20 protein-coding genes are annotated in these 22,066 nt (G+C 59.9%); 4 read left to right on the top strand and 16 right to left on the bottom strand.

Going from position 1 to position 22,066, the window contains the following annotated elements; translation table 11 throughout:
• Window positions 1-9: 9 nt before the first annotated feature.
• Window positions 10-348: a histidine triad nucleotide-binding protein gene (locus ABIA48_RS17540; RefSeq protein ID WP_007986008.1), complete on the top strand. Its 339-nt coding sequence runs from the start codon at window positions 10-12 to the stop codon at window positions 346-348.
• A gap of 209 nt (window positions 349-557) precedes the next feature.
• The gene (gene coq7, locus ABIA48_RS17535; RefSeq protein WP_033052055.1) at window positions 558-1,205 is read left to right on the top strand and encodes a 2-polyprenyl-3-methyl-6-methoxy-1,4-benzoquinone monooxygenase; all 648 of its coding nucleotides are present in this window, start codon (window positions 558-560) and stop codon (window positions 1,203-1,205) included.
• Window positions 1,206-1,385: 180 nt separating this feature from the next.
• Here coq7 and speD read toward each other — a convergent pair whose 3' ends face one another.
• Entirely contained in the window at window positions 1,386-2,177 is a 792-nt protein-coding gene (gene speD, locus ABIA48_RS17530) for an adenosylmethionine decarboxylase (RefSeq protein ID WP_007986012.1), read from the bottom strand.
• A gap of 239 nt (window positions 2,178-2,416) precedes the next feature.
• Entirely contained in the window at window positions 2,417-2,839 is a 423-nt protein-coding gene (locus ABIA48_RS17525) for an OsmC family protein (protein ID WP_007941657.1), read from the bottom strand.
• A gap of 218 nt (window positions 2,840-3,057) precedes the next feature.
• Between ABIA48_RS17525 and crp the strand changes: the two genes are divergently transcribed.
• Entirely contained in the window at window positions 3,058-3,702 is a 645-nt protein-coding gene (gene crp, locus ABIA48_RS17520; protein WP_007986014.1) for a cAMP-activated global transcriptional regulator CRP, read from the top strand.
• 10 nt (window positions 3,703-3,712) lie between these two features.
• Here the strand turns inward: crp and ABIA48_RS17515 are convergent, their stop codons facing one another.
• The 4 genes from ABIA48_RS17515 to ABIA48_RS17500 form a co-directional block, all read right to left on the bottom strand.
• Entirely contained in the window at window positions 3,713-4,414 is a 702-nt protein-coding gene (locus ABIA48_RS17515; protein ID WP_429490253.1) for a lipoate--protein ligase family protein, read from the bottom strand.
• A 133-nt stretch (window positions 4,415-4,547) separates the two neighbouring features.
• Window positions 4,548-5,384 carry an indole-3-glycerol phosphate synthase TrpC gene (trpC, locus tag ABIA48_RS17510; protein WP_429490251.1) on the bottom strand — a complete coding sequence of 279 codons (837 nt, stop codon included), beginning with the start codon at window positions 5,382-5,384 and terminating at the stop codon, window positions 4,548-4,550.
• Complete coding sequence (trpD, locus tag ABIA48_RS17505) at window positions 5,381-6,430, bottom strand: anthranilate phosphoribosyltransferase (protein WP_429490249.1); 1,050 nt, start codon at window positions 6,428-6,430, stop codon at window positions 5,381-5,383. Before trpD ends, trpC begins: the two co-directional genes overlap by 4 nt.
• Before the next feature lie 9 nt (window positions 6,431-6,439).
• Complete coding sequence (locus ABIA48_RS17500) at window positions 6,440-7,033, bottom strand: aminodeoxychorismate/anthranilate synthase component II (protein ID WP_007980194.1); 594 nt, start codon at window positions 7,031-7,033, stop codon at window positions 6,440-6,442.
• 407 nt (window positions 7,034-7,440) lie between these two features.
• Here ABIA48_RS17500 and estP point away from each other — a divergent pair, with 407 nt between their 5' ends.
• A complete protein-coding gene (gene estP, locus ABIA48_RS17495) occupies window positions 7,441-9,351 on the top strand; it encodes an esterase EstP (RefSeq protein WP_429490247.1) in 1,911 nt (636 codons plus the stop codon).
• Between the two features lie 169 nt (window positions 9,352-9,520).
• On the opposite strand, the gene trpE is transcribed toward estP, so the two are convergent.
• The 10 genes from trpE to ABIA48_RS17445 form a co-directional block, all read right to left on the bottom strand.
• Window positions 9,521-11,002 carry an anthranilate synthase component I gene (gene trpE, locus ABIA48_RS17490; protein ID WP_429490246.1) on the bottom strand — a complete coding sequence of 494 codons (1,482 nt, stop codon included), beginning with the start codon at window positions 11,000-11,002 and terminating at the stop codon, window positions 9,521-9,523.
• Window positions 11,003-11,070: 68 nt separating this feature from the next.
• Window positions 11,071-11,889, bottom strand: a complete 819-nt coding sequence (locus ABIA48_RS17485) for a phosphoglycolate phosphatase (RefSeq protein WP_007986028.1) — start codon at window positions 11,887-11,889, stop codon at window positions 11,071-11,073.
• Window positions 11,886-12,560 (bottom strand): ribulose-phosphate 3-epimerase, encoded by a 675-nt coding sequence (gene rpe, locus ABIA48_RS17480; RefSeq protein WP_429490243.1) that lies wholly within the window; start codon window positions 12,558-12,560, stop codon window positions 11,886-11,888. Before rpe ends, ABIA48_RS17485 begins: the two co-directional genes overlap by 4 nt.
• Window positions 12,561-12,675: 115 nt before the next feature.
• Window positions 12,676-13,824 (bottom strand): iron-containing alcohol dehydrogenase, encoded by a 1,149-nt coding sequence (locus ABIA48_RS17475; RefSeq protein WP_429490242.1) that lies wholly within the window; start codon window positions 13,822-13,824, stop codon window positions 12,676-12,678.
• Window positions 13,825-14,038: 214 nt separating this feature from the next.
• Window positions 14,039-14,863 (bottom strand): ABC transporter permease, encoded by an 825-nt coding sequence (locus tag ABIA48_RS17470; RefSeq protein ID WP_007986034.1) that lies wholly within the window; start codon window positions 14,861-14,863, stop codon window positions 14,039-14,041.
• Between the two features lie 12 nt (window positions 14,864-14,875).
• Window positions 14,876-16,123, bottom strand: a complete 1,248-nt coding sequence (locus tag ABIA48_RS17465; RefSeq protein WP_007986036.1) for an ABC transporter permease — start codon at window positions 16,121-16,123, stop codon at window positions 14,876-14,878.
• A 169-nt stretch (window positions 16,124-16,292) separates the two neighbouring features.
• Window positions 16,293-17,336, bottom strand: coding sequence for an ABC transporter substrate-binding protein (locus ABIA48_RS17460; protein ID WP_429490239.1), 1,044 nt, complete (start codon window positions 17,334-17,336; stop codon window positions 16,293-16,295).
• 48 nt (window positions 17,337-17,384) lie between these two features.
• A complete protein-coding gene (locus ABIA48_RS17455) occupies window positions 17,385-18,509 on the bottom strand; it encodes an ABC transporter ATP-binding protein (RefSeq protein WP_429490237.1) in 1,125 nt (374 codons plus the stop codon).
• 343 nt (window positions 18,510-18,852) lie between these two features.
• A complete protein-coding gene (locus ABIA48_RS17450; protein ID WP_204934626.1) occupies window positions 18,853-19,506 on the bottom strand; it encodes a response regulator in 654 nt (217 codons plus the stop codon).
• Between the two features lie 102 nt (window positions 19,507-19,608).
• Window positions 19,609-22,005, bottom strand: coding sequence for a PAS domain-containing sensor histidine kinase (locus tag ABIA48_RS17445; protein WP_429490235.1), 2,397 nt, complete (start codon window positions 22,003-22,005; stop codon window positions 19,609-19,611).
• Between the last annotated feature and the right edge of the window lie 61 nt (window positions 22,006-22,066).

Genomic DNA, 22,066 nt, shown 5'->3' with positions numbered 1-22,066 from the left:
AAAACAGCTGTGGATACTCTGTTCACCAAGATCATCAACCGGGAAATCCCGGCGAAGATCATTTACGAGGACGACCAGGTACTGGCCTTCCACGACATTGCCCCACAGGCACCGGTACATTTTCTGGTGGTCCCGAAGAAACCGGTTCGCACCCTGAACGACCTGACCGAGGACGACAAGGCATTGGCCGGGCACATTCTGTTCACCGCCCAGCGCCTGGCACTGGAACTGGGCTGCGAAAAAGGCTTTCGTGTCGTCATGAACTGCAATGAAGAAGGCGGGCAAACCGTCTACCACATTCATATGCACGTGTTGGGCCAGCGCCAGATGCACTGGCCGCCGGGCTGATTACTCCCCCCCTTGTGGGAGCGGGCTTGCTCGCGAAGAGGGCCTCACTTTCAACATCTTTGTTGACTGACACTCCGACTTCGCGAGCAAGCCCGCTCCCACAAGGGCATCACAACACTGTCACAGCCTCTGCAGCACAATGACCCAGCGCAATCCTTCCCCCGGCCGATTGGGTTAAACTGGCCGCCGAAATTCCCCCGGAGGTCAGCATGACTACCCAACGTCACTACTCGCCGATTGACCGACTTCTGCTGCAAGCCGATGCCGCGATGCGCACCCTGCTGCCCTTCAGTGGCCAGCCGTACCGTCCGTCGCCAGCCATCGTGCAGCCGGATGCGAAAATGAGTGACGAAGACACGCGTCACGTTGCCGGCCTGATGCGCATTAACCACACTGGCGAAGTCTGCGCCCAGGCGCTGTATCAAGGGCAGGCACTGACTGCCAAGCTGCCGCAAGTGCGTGCCGCGATGGAACATGCCGCCGAAGAAGAAATCGATCACCTGGTCTGGTGCGAACAACGTATCCAGCAACTGGGTAGCCACACCAGCATCCTCAATCCGCTGTTTTACGGCATGTCGTTCGGGATTGGTGCAGTGGCCGGCCTGATCAGCGACAAAGTCAGCCTGGGGTTCGTCGCGGCAACGGAAGACCAGGTGTGCAAACACCTGAACGAACACCTGGAGCAATTGCCGGCCGAGGATGAAAAGTCCCGGGCGATTCTTGAGCAGATGCGCATCGATGAAGAACAGCATGCCGAAAGTGCTCTGGATGCTGGCGGGTTCCGGTTTCCGGCACCGGTGAAGTTCGGGATGAGTCTGATGGCCAAGGTGATGACCAAGAGCACTTACCGGATCTGATTTCCAGGTCGGCTGACAGGCCCCCTTCGCGGGCAAGCCCGCTCCCACAATGGTTCGGTGTGCGGCAGCCCAATGTGGGAGCGGGCTTGCTCGCGAACAGCATCACTCGACCTTCCTGACTGACAGCAATAAAAAAGGCGACTACCGCAAGGGAGTCGCCTTTTTTTGTGTTCGAGAGCCTTACGCCATGTTGCGTGCGTAGAAGATTTCGAGCATTTCGTGTTTCACCCGCTCGGTCACCTGGGCGCGTTGCTCAGAGGACAGGTTGCTGGTGGCATCGCCGAACAGGTAGTTATCCAGTTCGAAGTTCTTCAGCAGCATCTTGGTGTGGAACAGGTTTTCCTGGTACACGTTCACGTCGGTCATCTGGTACGCGTCGTAAGTGTCATCGGAAAGGTAGTTCTGGATCGAATTGATCTCATGGTCGATGAAGTGCTTTTTGCCTTCAACGTCACGGGTGAAGCCGCGCACACGGTAGTCCACGGTCACGATGTCCGAGTCGAACTGGTGAATCAGGAAGTTGAGTGCTTTAAGCGGCGAAATGACCCCGCAAGTCGACACGTCGATGTCCACACGGAAGGTTGCAATACCGCTGACCGGATGGATTTCCGGGTAGGTGTGCACCGTGATGTGGCTCTTGTCGAGGTGGGCCAGAATGATTTCAGGCAGCGGGCCCGGAGACTCTTCGATCTGACTGTCGGTCGGGGTTACCGGCTCTTCAGAGATCAGGATCGTGACGCTGGCGCCCTGCGGCTCATAGTCCTGACTGGCAATGTTCAGGATGTTGGCACCAATGATATCGACAACTTCCGTGAGGATCTGCGTCAGGCGTTTCGCGTTGTACTCTTTATTGATGTACTCGACGTAAGCCTGCTGGTCTTGCGGGGTTTCCGCGTAGCAGATGTCATAGATGTTGAAGCTCAAGGTCTTTGTCAGGTTATTGAACCCGTGGAGCTTGAGTTTGCTTTTCACCGTTAAAAACTCTCTATGTATTTGCGGCCCGGCCGCGTGATCAAGCATGCCCGTCAGATGCGAACAACGCACCTGCGTAGGACGGTTAACACCTCTTCGCGATGGCGATTTTGGTTGTCTGTTCGGGTGCGAGGCCTGTCGGCTGACGGGCCACTACCCTGAAAAAAGTGGCGCATTATGCAGACGTCAGCTTGGGTTCGCCAGAGTCTGCACTGCTTTTATGATAGTTGAATGTCGACTCAACCGAGCTCAATGATCTCGTAGTCATGGGTGATTGCCACGCCTGCCGCGCCGAGCATGATCGACGCCGAGCAATATTTCTCGGCAGACAATTCGATGGCGCGCTTGACCTGGGCTTCTTTCAGCCCGCGGCCCTTGACCACGAAGTGCATGTGAATTTTGGTGAAAACCTTTGGATCTTCGGTTGCACGCTCGGCTTCCAGGAAAGCTTCACAGCTTTCGACCGCCTGGCGGGACTTCTTGAGGATGCTGACCACATCGAAATTACTGCAACCGCCGACACCCAGCAGCAGCATTTCCATCGGCCGGACACCCAGGTTACGTCCGCCGGCATCGGGCGGACCGTCCATGACCACGACATGACCGCTACCGGATTCGCCGAGGAACATGGCTTCGCCAGCCCATTGGATGCGTGCCTTCATCGCCAAGACTCCACTGTATAAAAAAGGGTTGCCAGCTTAGCACAGGCCCCGTGATTGAAGCCCCCGACGTCCTAGGACATATCCCACGGCCTTGTAGGTAAATGCTCGAATGTTGCAGGAAGTGTCTGTTAAGCTGACGCCAATTCGATGGCGCATAGCCAGCTTTCGCTATTCATAAAAAAACCAGACACACCGCGCTGTCTTTTCGGGATACAACCATGGTTGCGATTGCCCCCAACCCCAAGATCAAGAACCTCGACAAGCTGTTGATGCATTGCCAGCGCCGCCGCTATCAGGCCAAGAGCAACATCATTTGTGCCGGAGACCGCTCGGAAACGCTGTTCTTCATCATCAAAGGCTCAGTCACCATCCTGATCGAAGATGACGATGGCCGGGAAATGATCATTTCCTACCTGAACACCGGGGACTTTTTCGGCGAGCTGGGCCTGTTTGAGCAGGCCGGCCTGGAACAGGAGCGCAGCGCCTGGGTGCGAGCCAAGGTTGAATGCGAAGTCGCGGAAATCAGCTACGCGAAATTCCGAGAGTTGTCCCTGCAGGATCCGGACATTCTTTACGTACTCAGCGGACAAATCGCACAGCGTCTGCGCAACACTACGCGCAAGGTCGGTGACCTGGCATTCTTCGATGTGACCGGTCGAGTCGCCCGTTGCCTGCTGGAGCTGTGTAAACAGCCAGACGCCATGACTCATCCCGACGGCATGCAAATCAAGGTGACCCGTCAGGAAATCGGGCGGATTGTCGGTTGTTCCCGGGAGATGGTCGGTCGCGTGCTCAAGGATCTGGAAGAACGCAACCTGGTGGACGTCAAAGGCAAGACCATGGTGGTTTTCGGTACGCGATAAGCTCGAAAACCTAACCGCTGAACATCTGCGCCAGCATCAACCGGTAGAGTTCGTCGAGGCGCGCCAGTGCATCGGGTGCCGTGAACTTCTCATGCAAGGCGATGTGGCTTTCGGCACGTACTCGTTGCTCCAGGCCGCAAGCTTCGTTGAAGTGATTGACCGCGGCGACCATCGACGCTCGGTCGTTATCGATCAGCATCGCACCGTGCACCAACCCCACCGGACGCTGACCGCCCTGACTCTGGCGCCAGCGCTGGGCGGTACCGACCATCTTGCGACCATCAAGATTGACGTTGAAGCGTCCATCACAGAATGCACCGTCGATTTCGCCAAGGGACGACGAACCACCCAATTCATCCAGCAACTGGCAAATGGGGTCGCACAGGCGCCGGTAACCGGTTTCGATGCGGTTCAAATCACCTTCGCTGCGTGGTGGCGCGTAAACCAGGGCGATATTGATCGTTGTGGCGGACTGTGGAACCGGCTCACCGCCGGTATCGCGCAGCAGCACCGGCCAACCTGCCGCCGCCGACACTTCACAGGCAGCCTCGAAACCCGGCAAACGATTCAAGCGCCGCGGCATGACCAACGCCCAATCGCTCGGTTGCCAGAACAGCAGGCCGAACTCCGCGTCGCCGGCGCAGACCGAGGCCAACAGATCCTGTTCGGCTTGCAGGCCGGCTTCGATGGTCAGATGGGTTGGCTGGGTCATAAGCTGCTCCGCAACGCTGAAATCTTCGGGGAATTCGAATGCCCCTTCGCGAGCAAGCCCGCTCCCACATTTGATCGCGGTCTAATGTGGGAGCGGGCTTGCTCGCGAAAGGGGCGACTCGGTCTGTGAGTAATCAGTCGAGTGTAGAACCGCTGACTGGAACGCCGCGCTCAGGGAAGAACAGACGCTGCAACTCGGTACCCGGGCTTTCGGCACGCATGAACGCTTCGCCGACCAGGAACGCGTAGACGTCGCTGATTTCCATCAGCTCGACATCGGCGCGGTTGAGAATGCCGCTCTCGGTGATGACCAGACGATCGCGCGGAATACGCGGCAACAGGTCGAGGGTGGTTTCCAGGCTGACATCGAAGGTGTGCAGGTTGCGGTTGTTCACGCCAACCAGCGGAGTGTCGAGGGTTTTCAGGGCCCGCTCCAGCTCATCGCCATCGTGGACTTCCACCAGCACGTCAAGGTTCACGCTTTTGGCCACGGCCGCCAGTTCGGCCATTTTCACGTCGTCCAGTGCGGAAACGATCAACAGCACGCAATCGGCCCCCAGGGCCCGGGCCTCGACGATCTGATACGGATCGATCATGAAGTCCTTGCGGATCACCGGCAACCGGCACGCCGCACGGGCCTGCTGCAGATAGGCATCGGCGCCCTGGAAGTAATCGATATCGGTAAGTACCGACAGGCAGGTCGCGCCGCCCTTCTCATAGCTTCTGGCGATGTCGGCGGGAATGAAGTTCTCGCGGATCACGCCTTTGCTCGGCGAAGCTTTCTTGATTTCGGCAATGACGGCCGGTTGCTTCAGCTTGGCCTGAGCCAGCAAGGCCTTGGCAAAACCACGGGGTGCATCGGCCGTCTTGGCCAGACTTTCCAGCTCGGCGAGGCTGACACGAGCACTACGCTCGGCAACTTCCTCGACCTTGCGCGCCAGAATGTTTTCCAGAACCGTCGGTACACTCATCCTTCATTCTCCACTTTGAATACCGCGGTAAATGCACCCAGCTCCTCAAGCTTTTCTCGAGCGAGGCCGGTGTGCAGCGCATCGTGTGCCAAGGCAACGCCTTCTTTCAGGCTGCTGGCATGGTCGGCCGCATACAGTGCGGCACCGGCATTGAGCATGATCATCTCGGCCGCTTTCTGACCGTTCTCGGTTTTGCGCTTGCCCAGGGCATCGCGAATCAGCTCCAGGGACGCCGCCGGGCTATCCACCGCCAGGCCATGCAGGCTCTGGCTCTTCATGCCCAGGTCTTCCGGCTCGACCCAATATTCGGTGATCTGGCCATCCTTCAGCTCAGCGACAAACGTCGGCGCAGCCAGGCTGAACTCATCCAGGCCGTCCTTCGAATGCACCACCAGCACGTGCTTGCTGCCCAGGCGCTGCAACACCTCGGCCAGCGGCCGGCACAAGGCCTGGGTGAATACGCCCACCACCTGATGCTTCACACCGGCCGGATTCGTAAGCGGGCCGAGCATGTTGAACAAAGTGCGCAAGCCCAGTTCACGACGCGGACTGGCGGCGTATTTCATCGCAGAGTGATGAGTCTGGGCAAACATGAAACCAATACCAACGTTGTCAATGCAGCGCGCCACTTGCACCGACGTCAGGTTCAGGTAGATGCCGGCCGCCTCCAGCAGATCGGCGCTACCGCTCTTGCCCGACACCGCACGGTTGCCGTGTTTGGCTACCGTACAGCCGGCCGCCGAAACCACGAAAGCGGAAGCGGTCGACACGTTGAAGATATTGGCGCCGTCGCCGCCAGTGCCGACCACATCGACTACACCGTCGAGGGTCTTGAGTTCGACCTTGTCCGCCAGTTCGCGCATCACCGACACCGCACCGACGATTTCGTCGATGCTTTCGCTCTTCATGCGCATGGCCATCATGAACGCGCCAATCTGCGCGTCGGTGCATTGACCGGTCATGATTTCGCGCATCACGTCACGCATTTCATCGGTGCTGAGGTCGAGGTGATCGACGATACGGCCCAGGGCTGTCTTGATGTTCATGATAAGTCCTTAGCGCGTGCCGCCGGTTTGTTTGAGGAAGTTGGCGAACAGTTCGTGGCCCTGCTCGGTGAGGATCGACTCAGGGTGGAACTGCACGCCCTCGATGTTCAGGGTCTTGTGACGCAGGCCCATGATCTCATCCACCGAGCCGTCTTCGAGCTGGGTCCAGGCGGTCAGTTCGAGGCAATCGGGCAGGGTTTCGCGCTTGACGATCAATGAATGATAGCGCGTGACCGTCAGCGGACGGTTCAGGCCTGCGAACACACCCTTGTCCTCGTGAAATACCGGGCTAGTCTTACCGTGCATCACTTGACGGGCGCGCACCACATCACCGCCAAAGGCCTGGCCGATGGATTGGTGGCCAAGGCAGACGCCAAGAATCGGCAGTTTGCCGGCGAAATGCTTGATCGCTTCGATCGAGATGCCGGCTTCGGTCGGGGTGCAAGGACCGGGGGACACAACGATACGCTCAGGGTTGAGGGCTTCGATTTCAGCTATGGTCAGTTCATCGTTGCGCACGACTTTGACCTGGGAGCCGAGCTCGCCCAGGTACTGCACAACGTTGTAGGTAAAGGAGTCGTAGTTATCGATCATCAGCAACATGGCGTTAAAAACCTCTTGAATTCACTGACTTTAAAGATGGCCTTCGAATGATTACCCGCAGAGCGCTGCGCTTTGTCAGGTGCCGGGGTAGCGCCAGCAAAGCGGCATTTCAAACAGGTAAAGAAGGCGAAGCGGTACAGGTCCGGCGAGGCCGGCAAAAGAATTCAGGCGCGCCAACGCCAGCGGGCGTGTGCCTTGATGACTTGATCCAGGAGTTTACTGATGATCAACACGGGGAAGGTCTCGTTCGTACGTCCCGGCACAGTAACTTAGCTGGGCAGAGCGTGCAATATCGCCGGGGCCACTGCCCGCGAAACTATCAAAGGCTTCGCGACAGATGGCAAAAGGCCGAAAGTTTTTGGTACTGTCGTTTCGTTCACTACAACAATAAATAAACGGACTTGCTCATGATCAAACAGTCGTTGTTTGTACCGCTCGCAGGATGCTTGCTCGCGATGGCATGCGCCCAGGCGAACGCCGCACCCAATCCTTATACAAGTTTCGTGGTCTTCGGGGACAGCCTCAACGACGCCGGGACCTTTGCCGACACCGGCGGGCCTGCCGGGGCGACGCAGCGCTTTACCAACCGGACGGGGCCGGTGTATCTGGATGGCAGTGGCGAAGTCCGCTCGCTCAACTCCACGCAGATACTGGGTGGGAAACTGGGGTTCTCATCGGACCAGACCGCATCATCCAATTCGGCCGTGCGCGCCAGCAACGGCCAGCCCGATGGCAACAACTGGGCCGTCGGCGGTTACCGCACCGACCAGATCCTGGACTCGATCGCCACCACCTCCGACACCGGCGAGCGCGTCCGGGCGGGTTATCTGCCATCGAACAACTTCCGTGCCGACCCGAATGCGCTGTATTACCTGTCGGGTGGCGGCAACGACTTCCTGCAAGGTCGCGTCACCAGTTTGCCCCAAGCCAGTGCCGCCGCCGACCGACTGGCCGACAGCGTGCAGACGCTGCAAACCGCCGGCGCCAAATACGTCATGGTCTGGTTGCTGCCCGATATCGGCTTTACCCCCGCGTTCAACGGCACCCCGCTGCAAGCGTTCACATCCCAACTCAGCGCCCAGTTCAATACTGAACTGGTAAGCCGACTGCAGAACATCAATGCCGAAGTCATCCCGCTCAACATTCCTGTACTGCTCAAAGAGACGTTCGCCAACCCGGCGCAGTTTGGCCTGGCCACCGACCAGAACCTCATCGCCACCTGCTTCAGCGGCAACGGCTGTACCGAGAACGCCCGCTACGGCATCAACAGCGCCACGCCGGACCCGACCAAGCTGATCTACAACGACTCTGTGCACCCCACAGAAGCCGGGCAGCGCCTGATTGCCGACTACGCGTATTCATTGCTGGCCGCGCCGTGGGAGCTGACATTACTACCGGAAATGGCCCAAGGCACCGTGCGCGCGCATCAGGATGAATTGCGCAACCAGTGGCTGGCCGATTGGGAAAACTGGCAAGGCGTCGGCCAATGGCGAGCCATTGTTTCTGGCGGCGGACAGCATCAGGACTTTGACGGTCAGGACAGCGCGGTCAGTGCCGACGGCAACGGAGCCAACCTGAACATCGGTGGCAGCTACCGTCTCGATGATGCCTGGCGTGTCGGTCTGGTGGCCGGTTTCTATAACCAGAAACTCGAAGCCGGCAGCAACGACTCCGACTACAAGCTCAACACTTACCTGGGCACGGCATTCGCCCAGTATCAGCAAAACCGTGTGTGGGCTGACGCAGCGTTGACGGCCGGGCATCTGGATTACGACAGCCTCAAGCGTAAGTTCCAGCTGGGCGTCAACGAGCGCGGCGAAAAAGGCGATACCAGTGGCTACGTCGAGGCCTTCAGCGCTCGCCTGGGTTACGACATTGCACAACAAGCCAGCAGCCCTTGGCACCTGTCGCCGTTTGTCAGTGCAGATTTCGCCAAGGTGAAAGTCGACGGTTACTCTGAGGACGGCAACGATTCCACGGCACTGACCTTCGCCGATCAGGAGCGTATTTCCCGGCGCCTGGGCGCTGGCCTGCAGGGCAAATACCAGATCACCCCGCAAACCCAGGTGTTCGGCGAAGCGGCAATCGAGCGTGAGTACAACGACGATACCCAGGATGTGAGCATCAACCTCAACAGCCTGCCGAACAACCAGTTCACGCTGCAAGGCTACACCCCGCAATCCCACCTCAGCCGCTTGAACCTGGGTGTGAGCCACAACCTCACCCGCGACCTGGCATTGCGCGCCAGCTACAACATTCGCAAGGATGACGACTTCACCCAACAAGGCATCAACGTAGGTGTTGCGCTGGACTTCTGATGTGCAGGCAATAAAAAACGCGGCGCCCTTACAGGCGCCGCGTTTTTTCAGGGTGGTGTAACCCTTGTGGGAGCGAGCTTGCTCGCGATTGCGGTGGGTCAGACAACATCAATGTGGCAGTAATGGCCCCATCGCGAGCAAGCTCGCTCCCACAGGATTTTGCGTGAAATCAGGCGTCCGGGGTTTGTTCGGCCAGGGCAACGGCGCGGAACATCGCGCGGCGCTTGTTCAGGGTTTCTTCCCATTCCAGCGCTGGCACCGAGTCGGCGACGATGCCGCCACCGGCCTGCACATGCAGTTCGCCGTTCTTGATCACCGCCGTGCGGATCGCAATGGCGGTGTCCATGTTGCCGTTCCAGGCGAAGTAGCCGACCGCACCGCCGTAGACGCCACGCTTGACCGGCTCCAGTTCGTCGATGATCTCCATCGCGCGAATCTTCGGCGCACCGGACAAGGTGCCCGCCGGCAGAATCGCTCGCAGCGCATCCATCGCCGTCAGCCCGGCTTTCAATTGCCCGGTAACGTTGGACACGATGTGCATCACGTTGGAATAACGCTCGATGACCATTTTCTCGGTGAGCTTCACCGAACCAATTTCCGATACGCGACCGGTGTCGTTGCGACCGAGGTCGATCAGCATCAAGTGTTCGGCGATTTCCTTGTCGTCCGACAGCAGGTCTTTTTCCAGCGCCAGATCAGCTTCTTCATTGGTCCCGCGTGGGCGGGTGCCGGCAATCGGGCGCACGGTAATCAGGTTGTCTTCGACCCGCACCAGCACTTCCGGCGAACTGCCGACGACGTGGAAGTCGCCAAAGTTGAAGAAGTACATGTAAGGCGTCGGGTTGAAGCAGCGCAGCGCACGGTACAGATCGATCGGCGCGGCCTTGAAGTCGATCGACATGCGCTGGGACGGCACGACCTGCATGCAGTCACCGGCCAGGATGTATTCCTTGATGGTATCGACCGCTTTTTCGTAATCGTCCTGGGTGAAGCTGGAGCGGAACACCGGGTCAGCCGATTGTTGCTTGCTGAAGTCCAGGCCACGGCGCGGGGTGATTGGCTGACGGAGTTTTTCCAGCAGCTCTTCCAGGCGTGCCTGGCCTTGCTCGAAGGCATCTTCCTGCGCCGGATCGGCCAGCACGATGGCGTGCATCTTGCCCGCGAGGTTGTCGAACACCACCACAGCATCGGAGACCATCAGCAGAATGTCCGGCACGCCCAGCGGATCGGGGTTCGGGCATTTGCCCAGACGTTTCTCGACATAACGCACACAGTCGTAACCGAAGTAACCCACCAGACCGCCGTTGAAACGCGGCAGGCCGGCGATGGTTGGCACGTTGTAGCGGGCCTTGAAGGTTTCGACGAAGGCCAGCGGGTCTTCCACGTCGTGGCTTTCGGTCTCGACGCCATCGACGGTCACGCTGACATGATGGTCGTGAACCCGCAGCACAGTACGGCACGGCAGGCCGATGATTGAGTAACGGCCCCACTTCTCGCCGCCCTGTACGGACTCCAGCAAGTAGGAGTTGGGCTCGTCGGCCAGTTTCAGGTAGATCGACAGCGGCGTGTCGAAGTCGGCCAGGGTTTCGCAGGCAAGCGGAATGCGGTTGTAGCCGGCAGCGGCCAAACGCAGGAATTCTTCGCGGATCATGAGGTGCCTCGTGGCTTGAGGGTCAAACAGTCAGGTATGCAAACGCGCCGGAAACCGGCCAGGATCAGTCAGGCGCGCCAACGCCAGCGGGCCAGGGCCTTGATGACTTTCATCCAGAGTTTGCGAGTGACCACCACGATGGCGTTTCCAGAAGGGGGTTTGACAGCGTCGGCCAACGTTATCTCAGCGGCCGGATCCAGGCAACCGGGAATTAGCTTGCGCAGGTCGTCGATCACCAGCGCCGGCGACTCTTCCGCGATTGGCCGACCGTGGTTATAGCCGTAGCTCAGGGCCACGCACTTGACCCCCGCCGCTTTCGCCGCCAGCACATCGCTGCGCGAGTCGCCGACGAACAACGACTGCGACGCCGGAATGTTGGCCATTTTCATCACGAAAAACAGCGCGGCCGGATCGGGCTTTTTCTGTGGCAGGGTGTCGCCGCCGATGATCCAGCGGAAGTAACGGCCGATTTTCATCTGATCCAGCAGCGGCGCGACGAAACGCTCCGGCTTGTTGGTGATCAGCGCCATCTCGACCCCCTGCTTTTGCAGCCACTTGAGGAAGTCGCGCACGCCGGGATACACCACTGTCAACTCATGGCTCTCGCCATAAGCCTGCATGAAATACTCCAGCGCCCGTTCGGCCTCGTGGTTATCGACCGCCGAATGATCTATAGCGCCAGCCAGCGCACGACGCACCAATACCGGCGCGCCGTTGCCGACCCATTCGCGTACCGCTTCCAGACCGGCGGGCTTACGACCGAGTTTGAGCAGCATCTTGTCCACAGCCACTGCCAGGTCCGGGACCGAATCGATCAACGTGCCGTCCAGATCGAACATCACCAGCCGCGGCAGTTGCCCCGGGAACAACTGCTCAAAACCACTCATGGGCGAGCCAGCGCCAGTTCGGAACGCATCTTGTCGATGACTTCCTGATAGTTCGGCGCATTGAAGATGGCCGAGCCGGCGACGAAGGTGTCAGCGCCAGCCGCAGCGATTTCGCGAATGTTGTTCACGTTCACGCCGCCGTCGATTTCCAGGCGAATGTCACGGCCCGACGCATCGATCAGCGCCCGCACTTCACGCAGCTTGTCGAGGGTGCCGGGGATAAACTTCTGCCCGCCGAAGCCCGGGTTGACGCTCATCAACAGGATCATGTCGACCTTGTCCATGACGTGCTTGAGCACGTCCAGCGGGGTCGCCGGGTTGAACACCAGGCCCGACTTGCAGCCGCCTTCGCGGATCAATTGCAGGGAGCGGTCGATGTGCTGGGTGGCTTCCGGGTGGAAGGTGATGTAAGTAGCGCCGGCTTCGATGAAGTCGCCAACGATGCGGTCCACCGGGCTGACCATCAGGTGTGCGTCTATCGGCGCAGTCACGCCGTACTTGCGCAGCGCCGAGCAGACCATCGGGCCGATGGTCAGGTTCGGTACGTAGTGGTTGTCCATGACATCGAAGTGCACGAAGTCGGCACCGGCGGCCAGGACGTTGTCCACTTCTTCACCCAGGCGGGCGAAGTCGGCGGAGAGAATCGACGGAGCAATTACGAAGGGCTGCATGACGCACCTTTACTGAGCAGAATCACGATGGCGCGCATTGTATACCTCATGCTTTGACACGCGCACCGTGAGCGCGATGATTGGACCCTGCCATCATCTAACAACGGCAGAGCCTCTAGTACGCCGCTCGATAGATCTTCTCGATATCGACGGCACTCAACTTGCGCGGATTGTTGCGCATCAAGCGCTCGATCCCCGCCGCTTCCACGGCCATGGACGGGATAGCTTCCTCGGGAACGCCAAAACTGCGCAGGCCCTGGGGAATTTCCACGGCCAGGCACAGCTCGGTCATGGCTTGCACGGCTTTGTCGGCCGCATCGTTGGCACTCAAATGTGCAGTCTTCACGCCCATGGCCTCGGCGATATCCTGCATGCGTTCGATGCAGGCCATCTTGTTCCAGGTCATGACATAGGGCAGTAACAAGGCGTTGCTGACGCCATGGGCAATGTTGAAGCGCCCGCCCAGCGGATACGCCAGCGCATGCACCGCGCCGACCCCGGCATTGCCGAACGCCATGCCGGCCATCAGGCTGGCGGTGGCCATGTCTTCCCGGGCTTGCAGGTTCGACGGGTTGGCGTAGGCCTTGGGCAAGGCCTTGGCGATCAACTTGATGGCGCCGATGGCCAGGGCATCGGTAATCGGCGAGGCATTGACCGACAGATAGGACTCGATGGCATGCACCAGCGCATCGACGCCACTGGCCGCCGTGACGCTGCGCGGACAGGTCAGGGTCATTTGCGGACTGACCAGCGCCACGTCCGGCAACAGGTAGTCGCTGACGATGCCCTTCTTCAGTTGCGCGACCTTGTCGGAAAGGATCGCCACGTTGGTCACTTCCGAGCCGGTGCCGGCCGTGGTCGGGATGGCGATCAGCGGCGGGCCTTTGCGCGGCACCTGATCGATGCCGAACAAGTCCTCCAGCTCCCCGTGGTAACCGGCATAGGCTGCAACGCTTTTGGCGATGTCGATAGCACTGCCGCCGCCCAGGCCAATCAATCCGTCATGCCCGCCGTCGCGATACACCTGCATGCAATCTTCGACGATGGCGATTTCCGGGTCCGGCAGTACCCGGTCGAAAATCTCGTAGCTGCGTTCACCCAACTGCGCCAGCGCCAGTTCTACCGTGCCGGACTTGACTAGGGCGGCGTCGGTGACGATCAGCGGGTTGTCGATGTCCAGGCGCGTCAGCTCGGCAGACAGTTGCTCGATGGCACCTGCGCCGGTGATCAGTTTGTGAGCGATTTTGAAAGAGGAAAGACTCATGTGCGCAGCCTCTTATAGATAGGGGAGCTGGGCACAATAGTAGCTGGGGATTTGGGGTTGGCTGGTATTCAGGCGGTGAATGAACTAATGGTCCACTGGAACCCCCTGTGGGAGCGGGCTTGCTCGCGAAGGCGGTGTGCCATTCAGCTTATACATCAGCTGACACTCCGCTTTCGCGAGCAAGCCCGCTCCCACATTTTTACCGGGTTCGGCGTCAGACCTGTGCAGTACGCAATTTCTCGCTACGGCCACGCAGCCATTCCAGGGTCAGCAGCAGGATCACCGAGAAGGCAATCAGCAGCGTCGCGGCGGCGGCGATGGTCGGGCTGAGGTTTTCGCGGATGCCGCTGAACATCTGCCGTGGCAAGGTCGCTTGTTCAGGGCCGGCGAGGAACAGCGTCACCACCACCTCATCGAACGATGTCGCGAAGGCAAACAGCGCCCCGGAGATCACGCCCGGTGCAATCAGTGGCAAGGTCACCCGGCGGAACGTGGTCAGCGGCGAAGCGCCCAGGCTCGCAGCGGCCCGCACCAGGTTGTGGTTGAACCCCTGCAACGTCGCCGACACGGTAATGATCACAAACGGCACACCGAGCACGGCATGCACGACGATCAGCGAGGTATAGCTGTTGCCAAATCCCAGTGGAGCGAAGGTCAGGTAACTGGCCACACCAATGATCACCACCGGCACCACCATCGGCGAAATCACTAGCGCCATCACCAGCGGCTTGCCCGGGAAATCGCCTCGGGTCAGACCGATCGCCGCCAGCGTGCCGAAGATCATCGCCAGTACCGTCGCTGCCGGGGCGACGATGATGCTGTTCTTCAACGAACGCATCCATTCCGCCGAGGCGAAGAAGTCCTGGTACCAGTGCAGCGAAAAGCCTTGCAGCGGATAGACCAGAAAACTCCCCGAGTTGAACGACAGCGGAATGATCACCAGCACCGGCAGGATCAGGAACAACAGAATCAAGCCGCAGAGAATCCGCAAGCTGTAGAACCACACCCGTTCGATGGGCGACATATAAGGACTCAGCATTTCGTTCTCCCCTTAGCTCAGGCGCAGGCGGCTCGCGCCCACCAGCCAGCTGTAAATCAGATAAAGCACGACCGTCGCGAGCAACAGCAGCCCACCGAGTGCGGTCGCCATGCCCCAGTTGATGCTGGTGTTGGTGTAGAAGGCGACGAAGTAGCTGACCATTTGATCGTTCGGGCTGCCCAGCAATGCCGGGGTGATGTAGTAGCCAATGGCGAGGATGAACACCAACAGGCAACCGGCGCCGACACCGGCATAGGTCTGCGGGAAGTACACCCGCCAGAAGCTGGCGAACGGATGGCAGCCGAGGGAAATTGCAGCACGCATGTAGGTCGGCGAGATGCCTTTCATCACGCTATAGATCGGCAGGATCATGAACGGCAGCAGAATGTGCACCATCGAGATGTAGACACCGACACGGTTGAACACCAACTCGATCGGCTTATCGATGATGCCCATGGCCATCAGACCGCTGTTGATCAGGCCACCCGATTGCAGCAACACGATCCACGCCGCGACCCGTACCAGGATCGACGTCCAGAACGGCAACAGCACCAGGATCATCAGCAGGTTGCTCTGGCGCGAAGGCAGGTTCGCCAACAGGTAAGCCAGGGGATACGCCAGCACCAGACAGATCGCGGTGATGATCAGGCCCATCCAGAAGGTGCGGGCGAAGATGTCGAGGTAGATCGCCTGATCCGGGGTGGCCGGGGCGATTTCGCCGAGGTCGTCGATGCGATGATCGACAGCCGCCAGCAGGTAATACGGAGTGATGCTGCTGGTGTTGCGGCGTACCGCTTGCCAGTAGGCCGGGTCGCCCCAACGCTCATCGAGGCCTTCCAGCGCTTCTTTATAAGAGGCCGGTTCAGTGGCGAGCGGCAAGGCACGGGCGGTTTTGGTCAGCAGGCTGCGGTAGCCGGCCAGTTCCATGTTCAGGCGTTTGGACAGGTCGCCCAGGGTCTGATTCTTGCGCGCGTCGGCGAGGTCTTCGGCCGCCGCTTTGTAAACCGGTTCAGCGGGCAGGCCGCGGCCGTCCCAGCTGGCGATGGCGGTCACGGTGCGCGGCATGCCGCCGACCACTTCCGGGTTGCCAACGCTTTTGTAGAGCAGCGCCACGATCGGCACCAGGAACACCAGCAACAGAAACAGCACCAGCGGCGCGATCAACGCCTGGGCCTTCCAGCGGTTGACCCGCTCGGCGTGCTTGAGCCGCTGCTTCAAGGTGGGGCTGGTGCCCTCGTTCAGGGGAACGGCGATAGCCATGACGTACTCCGGGAATCTTTGATCATTACAGAGGCATTCAAACAACCTGTGGGAGCGAGCTTGCTCGCGATGGGGACATTACATTCAACATCAATGTTGACTGACCCACTGCTATCGCGAGCAAGCTCGCTCCCACAAGGATTGCGGTGTTCAAACCACAGAGTCGTGCTTACTTCGCCGCCCAGGCGTTGAAGCGCTGTTCCAGTTGCTCGCCGTTGTCAGCCCAGAAGCTGACGTCGATCTGCACCTGGTTGGCGATGTTTTCCGGGGTGGTCGGCATGTCTTTCAGGACATCCTTGGCCAGCAACGGTACGGCTTGGGTGTTGGCCGGGCCGTAGGCGATGTTTTCCGAGTAGGTTTTTTGCTGCTGTGGCTGTACCGAGTAGGCGATGAACTTCTTCGCCGCTTCGGCACGCGCCTTGTCCAGGCCTTTCGGAATGGCCCATGCGTCGAAGTCGTAGATGCCGCCGTTCCACACTACTTTCAAATTGCTTTCTTTTTGTACGGCAGCGATCCGGCCGTTGTAGGCCGAGCTCATGACCACGTCACCGGAAGCGAGGTATTGCGGCGGTTGTGCGCCGGCTTCCCACCACTGGATGTTCGGCTTGAGCTCATCGAGCTTCTTGAACGCACGGTCCTGGCCGTCTTTGCCGGCCAGCACTTTGTAGACGTCTTTCGGCGCAACGCCGTCGGCCATCAGTGCGAATTCCAGAGTGTACTTGGCGCCTTTACGCAGGCCACGCTTGCCCGGGAACTGCTTGGTGTCCCAGAAATCCACCCAGCTGGTCGGTGCGGATTTCAGCTTGTCGGCGTTGTAGGCCAGCACGGTCGACCACACGAAGAAACCCACGCCGCAAGGCTGGATGGCGCCCTTGACGTAGTCTTCGCTCTTGCCGAACAACTTTGGATCAAGCTGTTCGAACATGTCTTCGTCGCAACCACGGGACAGTTCCGGCGATTCAACCTCTACCAGATCCCACGACACGCTCTTGGTATCGACCATGGCCTTGACCTTGGCCATTTCGCCGTTGTACTCGCCAGCCACGATCTTGCCGTTGCCTGCCGCTTCCCACGGTGCGTAGAAGGCTTTGACCTGAGCCGCCTTGTTCGCCCCGCCAAAGGACACCACGGTCAGATCCGGGCCGGCCGCCATCGCGTGTGCCGCGCCCATCATGCCCAGTGCCAAAGCGGTGAATTTCAGGGATCTCAACATTTATTGTTCTCTCCACGTGCAGGGTTGGTGTTGGTATTGCGGGGGCGATCAGTTCGCCTCTAGAAGGGGGTCGAGTGCACGAACGTGTTCGACCTGCCAGCCAAGCGGTACCACGTCGCCGACGGCGAGCGCTGGATCAAGCTCGGCAATCGGTTGTTTCACGAAGAAGTCGGTCTTGCCGCAGACTTCCATGCGCACCCGGACGTGGTCGCCCAGATAGATGAATTCCTCAACCCGTCCCGAGAAGCGGTTGACGCATTGGTCGCTGGAGCCGTTGAGGCTCACCCGCTCCGGACGAATGGACAGGGTCACCGGCTCGCCGGTCTGGCCAACGTTGACCGCCAGGGCTTCGACCTTTTCCCCGCGACCAAGCTCAACCACGCAGCGCTCGCCGCTCTGGCTGACCAGACGGCCATTGAGACGGTTGTTCTCGCCGATGAAGTTGGCGACGAAGGTGTTTTTCGGCTCTTCGTAAAGGGTGCGCGGTGGCGCGATCTGCTGGATTTCGCCCTGATGGAACACCGCTACACGGTCGGACATGGTCAAGGCTTCGCCCTGATCGTGGGTCACGTAGACCACGGTGACGCCCAGACGCTGGTGCAGGTGTTTGATCTCCATCTGCATGTGTTCACGCAGTTGTTTGTCGAGTGCGCCGAGGGGTTCGTCCATCAGCACCAGTTGCGGCTCGAACACCAGCGCCCGGGCCAAGGCCACACGCTGTTGCTGGCCTCCGGAGAGCTGCGCCGGGTAACGCTGGGCGAAGCTGTCGAGCTGGACCATGCTCAGCACGCGCTTGACCCGGGCACTGACGTCGCTCTTGTTCATGCCGCGCACGGTCAGCGGGAACGCCAGGTTCTCGGCCACCGTCATGTGCGGGAACAACGCGTAGTTCTGGAACACCATGCCGATGTCGCGCTTGTGCGGCGGCACGTTGTTGATGGCGCGCCCGGCCAACAGGATTTCGCCCGCGGTCGGCGTTTCGAAGCCGGCGAGCATCATCAGGCTGGTGGTCTTGCCGGAGCCGGACGGCCCGAGCAACGTGAGGAATTCGCCTTTGCGAATGTCCAGGTTGAGGTCTTTGACGATCAGGTTCTCGCCGTCGTAGCTCTTCTGCACTCCACGAAAGCTGACCAGAACATCATTGGCCCCTGCGCTTGAATCGACCTGGCTCATACCCACACCTTTGTTATTGATGACTGCTGTGGGGTTAAGCCTAGTGGACGCTGAGGGGCACGCAAATCGGGGCGCAAGAGAGATTCGCCTCAGCCGGATGGAAGGCTGGGGGTAGGGATTGCCCTACAAGGATGGCGCGTTTTGGCAAGCACAGAGGCGAGCGCTCAGTTGCAGGCCGCAAGAACAAGCCAATGCGGTTTTGAACAGTGTCGCAAATCGGTATGCCACCACCGGACTTGTGGGAGCGGGCTTGCTCGCGAAAGCGCTGTATCAGGCCCGGACATGTCGAATGGCACACTGCTTTCGCGAGCAAGCCCGCTCCCACATTGGACAGCGGTGTGCTTTAGAGGAGCTTGTGTTCCATCGCGTACTTCACCAGTTCCGCCAGCGAGGTGATGTTGAGCTTCTGCATCAGCCGCGCCTTGTGGGTGCTGATGGTTTTGCTGCTCAGTGCCAGTTGCTGGGCGATGTCGTTGACGTTGGCGCCCTGGGCCAGGCGTTCGAACACGGAAAACTCGCGCTCGGAGAGCAACGAGTGCAATGGACGCGAGTCGGTCAGGCCGACCTCGAAGACCATGCGGTCGGCCAGTTCCGGGTCGATGTAACGCCCACCTGAGGCCACTTTGCGAATGGCCGTCAGCAACAATGCCGGGTCGCTGTCCTTGGTCGCATATCCGGCAGCTCCGACTTTCAGCGCCCGGGCGGCCATCTGCGCTTCGTCGTGCATCGACAACACCAGGATCGCCGGCGGATTGTTCAGGGCGCGAATCCGCGGAATGGCTTCCAGGCCATTAACGCCCGGCATGGAGATGTCCAGCAGCACCACTTCGCAGGGCACATGACGCAAGGTGTCGAGCAACTGCTCGCCATTGCTCGCCTCCCCCACCACCAGCAAGTCCTTGGCCAGGCCGATCAACTGCTTGATGCCTTCGCGGACAATGGTGTGGTCTTCGGCTACCAGTACACGGATCACGTTCTTCTCCAGACTCAAGATCATTGGCGAGCAAGCCCGCTCCCACAAGGGATTTTGTGACCGCCCTAAACCCACTGTGGGAGCGGGCTTGCCCGCGAAGGCGTCAGTACAGACAACATTAAATAATCAGGCCCCATTCAATGGCACTCGCACACTCAGCGTCGTGCCTTCACCCGGCTCACTCTCAAGGGATAACTCACCGCCCAGGATCAACACCCGCTCACGCATACCGACGATCCCAAAGGAAGTTGGCCTGCCCGGTGCGGCGACAAATCCTACACCGTCATCGCTGACCGTCAGACACAACTCGTCGCCTTCCAGCGCCAGTGTCAGTTCAACAGTATGCGCCTGGGCATGGCGCATGACATTGGTCAGCGCTTCCTGAAGGATCCGGAACAAACCAATTGCCTTGGCATCACTGAGCACCGGCAAGTTGTCCGGCACCTGCACCAGGCACGGAATCTGTGTACGCGCCTCGAAACGTCGGGCCTGCCATTCGATGGCCGAGGCAATGCCGGCATCGAGAATCGGCGGGCGCAATGCGGTCGCCACGTCGCGAACCAATTGGAAGAGTTGAGCGATCAGGCGCTTCATGCTGCTCAGGCGCTCATGCAGACCGGGATCAAGTTGCGCATAAGCCAGTTCGCACATGGAGGTTTCCAGCTTGAGCACGGTCAGCATCTGACCCAGCTCGTCGTGTACTTCCCGGGCAATACGCGCTTTTTCTTCTTCGCGCACGCTTTCCAGGTGCGCGGACAGCTCACGCAGTTGTTCCCGGGAGCTCGCCAGTTCAAGTTCGATGCGCTTGCTCTCGCTGATGTCCCAGACGATTCCGTCCCAGACATAGGCGCCGTCTTCCAGCTGACGCGTAATGGCCTTGATTTCCGCCCAGCGCTGCTCGCCCTGACGCGTGAGGATTCGCCCCTGCCACGACCAGTCGCTGTCGGTGTCCAGCGCATGATCCTGGGTCTGGTGATAGCTGGCCTTGTCGTCCGGATGCACGAGGCTGCGCAGGCCTTTATCGCGATGCGCCAGCGTGGCCGGCGAATAACCCACCAGACTTTCGCTGCCTTCGCTGATATAGGCAAAGTCGATCTGGCCGGTCACCGGCGCCCGCTCCAGGCGGAAAACCAGTCCCGGAACGTTGGCGGCGATGCCCTGCAACCGCGCCTCGCTTTCCCGCAAGGCGGCCAGGGCGCGACGCCGCTCGGTGACATCGTTGAGGTAAACCACCAGGTATTCGCCATCGCGAAAGCGCAGGAAGCTCAACGAGACATCGGCCGGCAGGATACTGCCATCGGCCCGCACGCAATTGGTTTCGAAGCTTTGCGGGCCCTCTTCACTGGCCCGGGCGCGCTTCCACAGGTTCAGCCAGCGGTCCATGTGCAGGCCGGGCTCGAAATCGATCAGGGGCCGATCGATGATCCCCCCGGCCGGATAGCCAAGCATGTTTTCCGCCGCACGGTTGGCGTAGCGCACATGGCTGTCCCAGTTGACCCAGAGGATACCGACGGTGCTCTGGTCGATGGAAAACTGAGTGAGCCGCAAGGCCTCTTCGCTGGCGGCGCGCAAGGCAATGTCTTCCTGCGCGGCCAACAAACGTTGCTCCAGGTTGTGCTGCTGGCGGCGCTGCCAGAACACGATGGCCACGCAACTCAACGCCAGCACGACCAGCAACAGACAGAGGTTTTGCCAAAACCCCGGAGACTCGGTGAGGCGCGGATACTTGGGTTGCAGCCATTGATTGTGCAGTTGCTCCAGATCCTTGGCCGGGATCGCCCGCAATGCACTTTCGACAATGCCTGCCAGTTCCGGTTTGTCGCGGCGCGTGGCCACCCGCAGCAACTGCGGCAGGCCGACATCCCCCACCACCACCAATCCGGCGAACTCCGGTTCGACGGACAGGCGCCCCAGTTGCGCCTCATCGATCACCGCATAAGCCGCCTGCTGGCCAGTCAGTAATTGCAATGCCTGGCGTTCCATCGGTACGCCTTGCAGATTCAGGTGCGGATAGTTGCCGCGCAGGTAATCGGCAATGGCACTGGGCATGCGCACGGCGACGCGGGTCTGGCTGTCGAGCTTTTCCAGCTCGACCGTGCCGGCGCTTTTCTGGTCGCTGACCACCAGCTGCGGCACCCGCATGTAGGGGTCGGAAAACTGCCAGAGGCGCAGCCCGCCAGGCGTCTGGGTCAGTCCCGGGGCGATATCGATTTCGCCCTCCCGGGCCGCGGCTTCCAATTGTTCAAGGTCGGGGAAATTGCGCCAGCTCAGTTCGACATTGAGGTTGTTTGCGAGCCATTTCATCAGCTCGACGTTCACCCCGGACAGGCGCTGCAAGCGGCGATCGTATTGCGCATAGGGCGCCTGCAACACCACGCCGACCCGCAACTCACTCTGCTGCGCCAGCCAGTGCTGTTGTTTCGGTGACAGTTGGGCAACGTGCGCCGGTGGCACGACTGCCGCCCAGCCCATCAAGGGAAACCACAAACAGCCGATAACCCACAGGCAGCGAAAACGCATCATTGAACTCTCACACACTGACAAATACTGACCAACCCATTAGGCTGCCGGAACAACTTCTGGC

The sequence above is a fragment of the Pseudomonas sp. S30_BP2TU TE3576 genome, assembly GCF_050436025.1.
Classification (GTDB): domain Bacteria; phylum Pseudomonadota; class Gammaproteobacteria; order Pseudomonadales; family Pseudomonadaceae; genus Aquipseudomonas.
The sequence above is the reverse complement of the archived record's forward strand: the minus strand, read 5'-3'. Positions and strand labels throughout refer to the sequence as shown.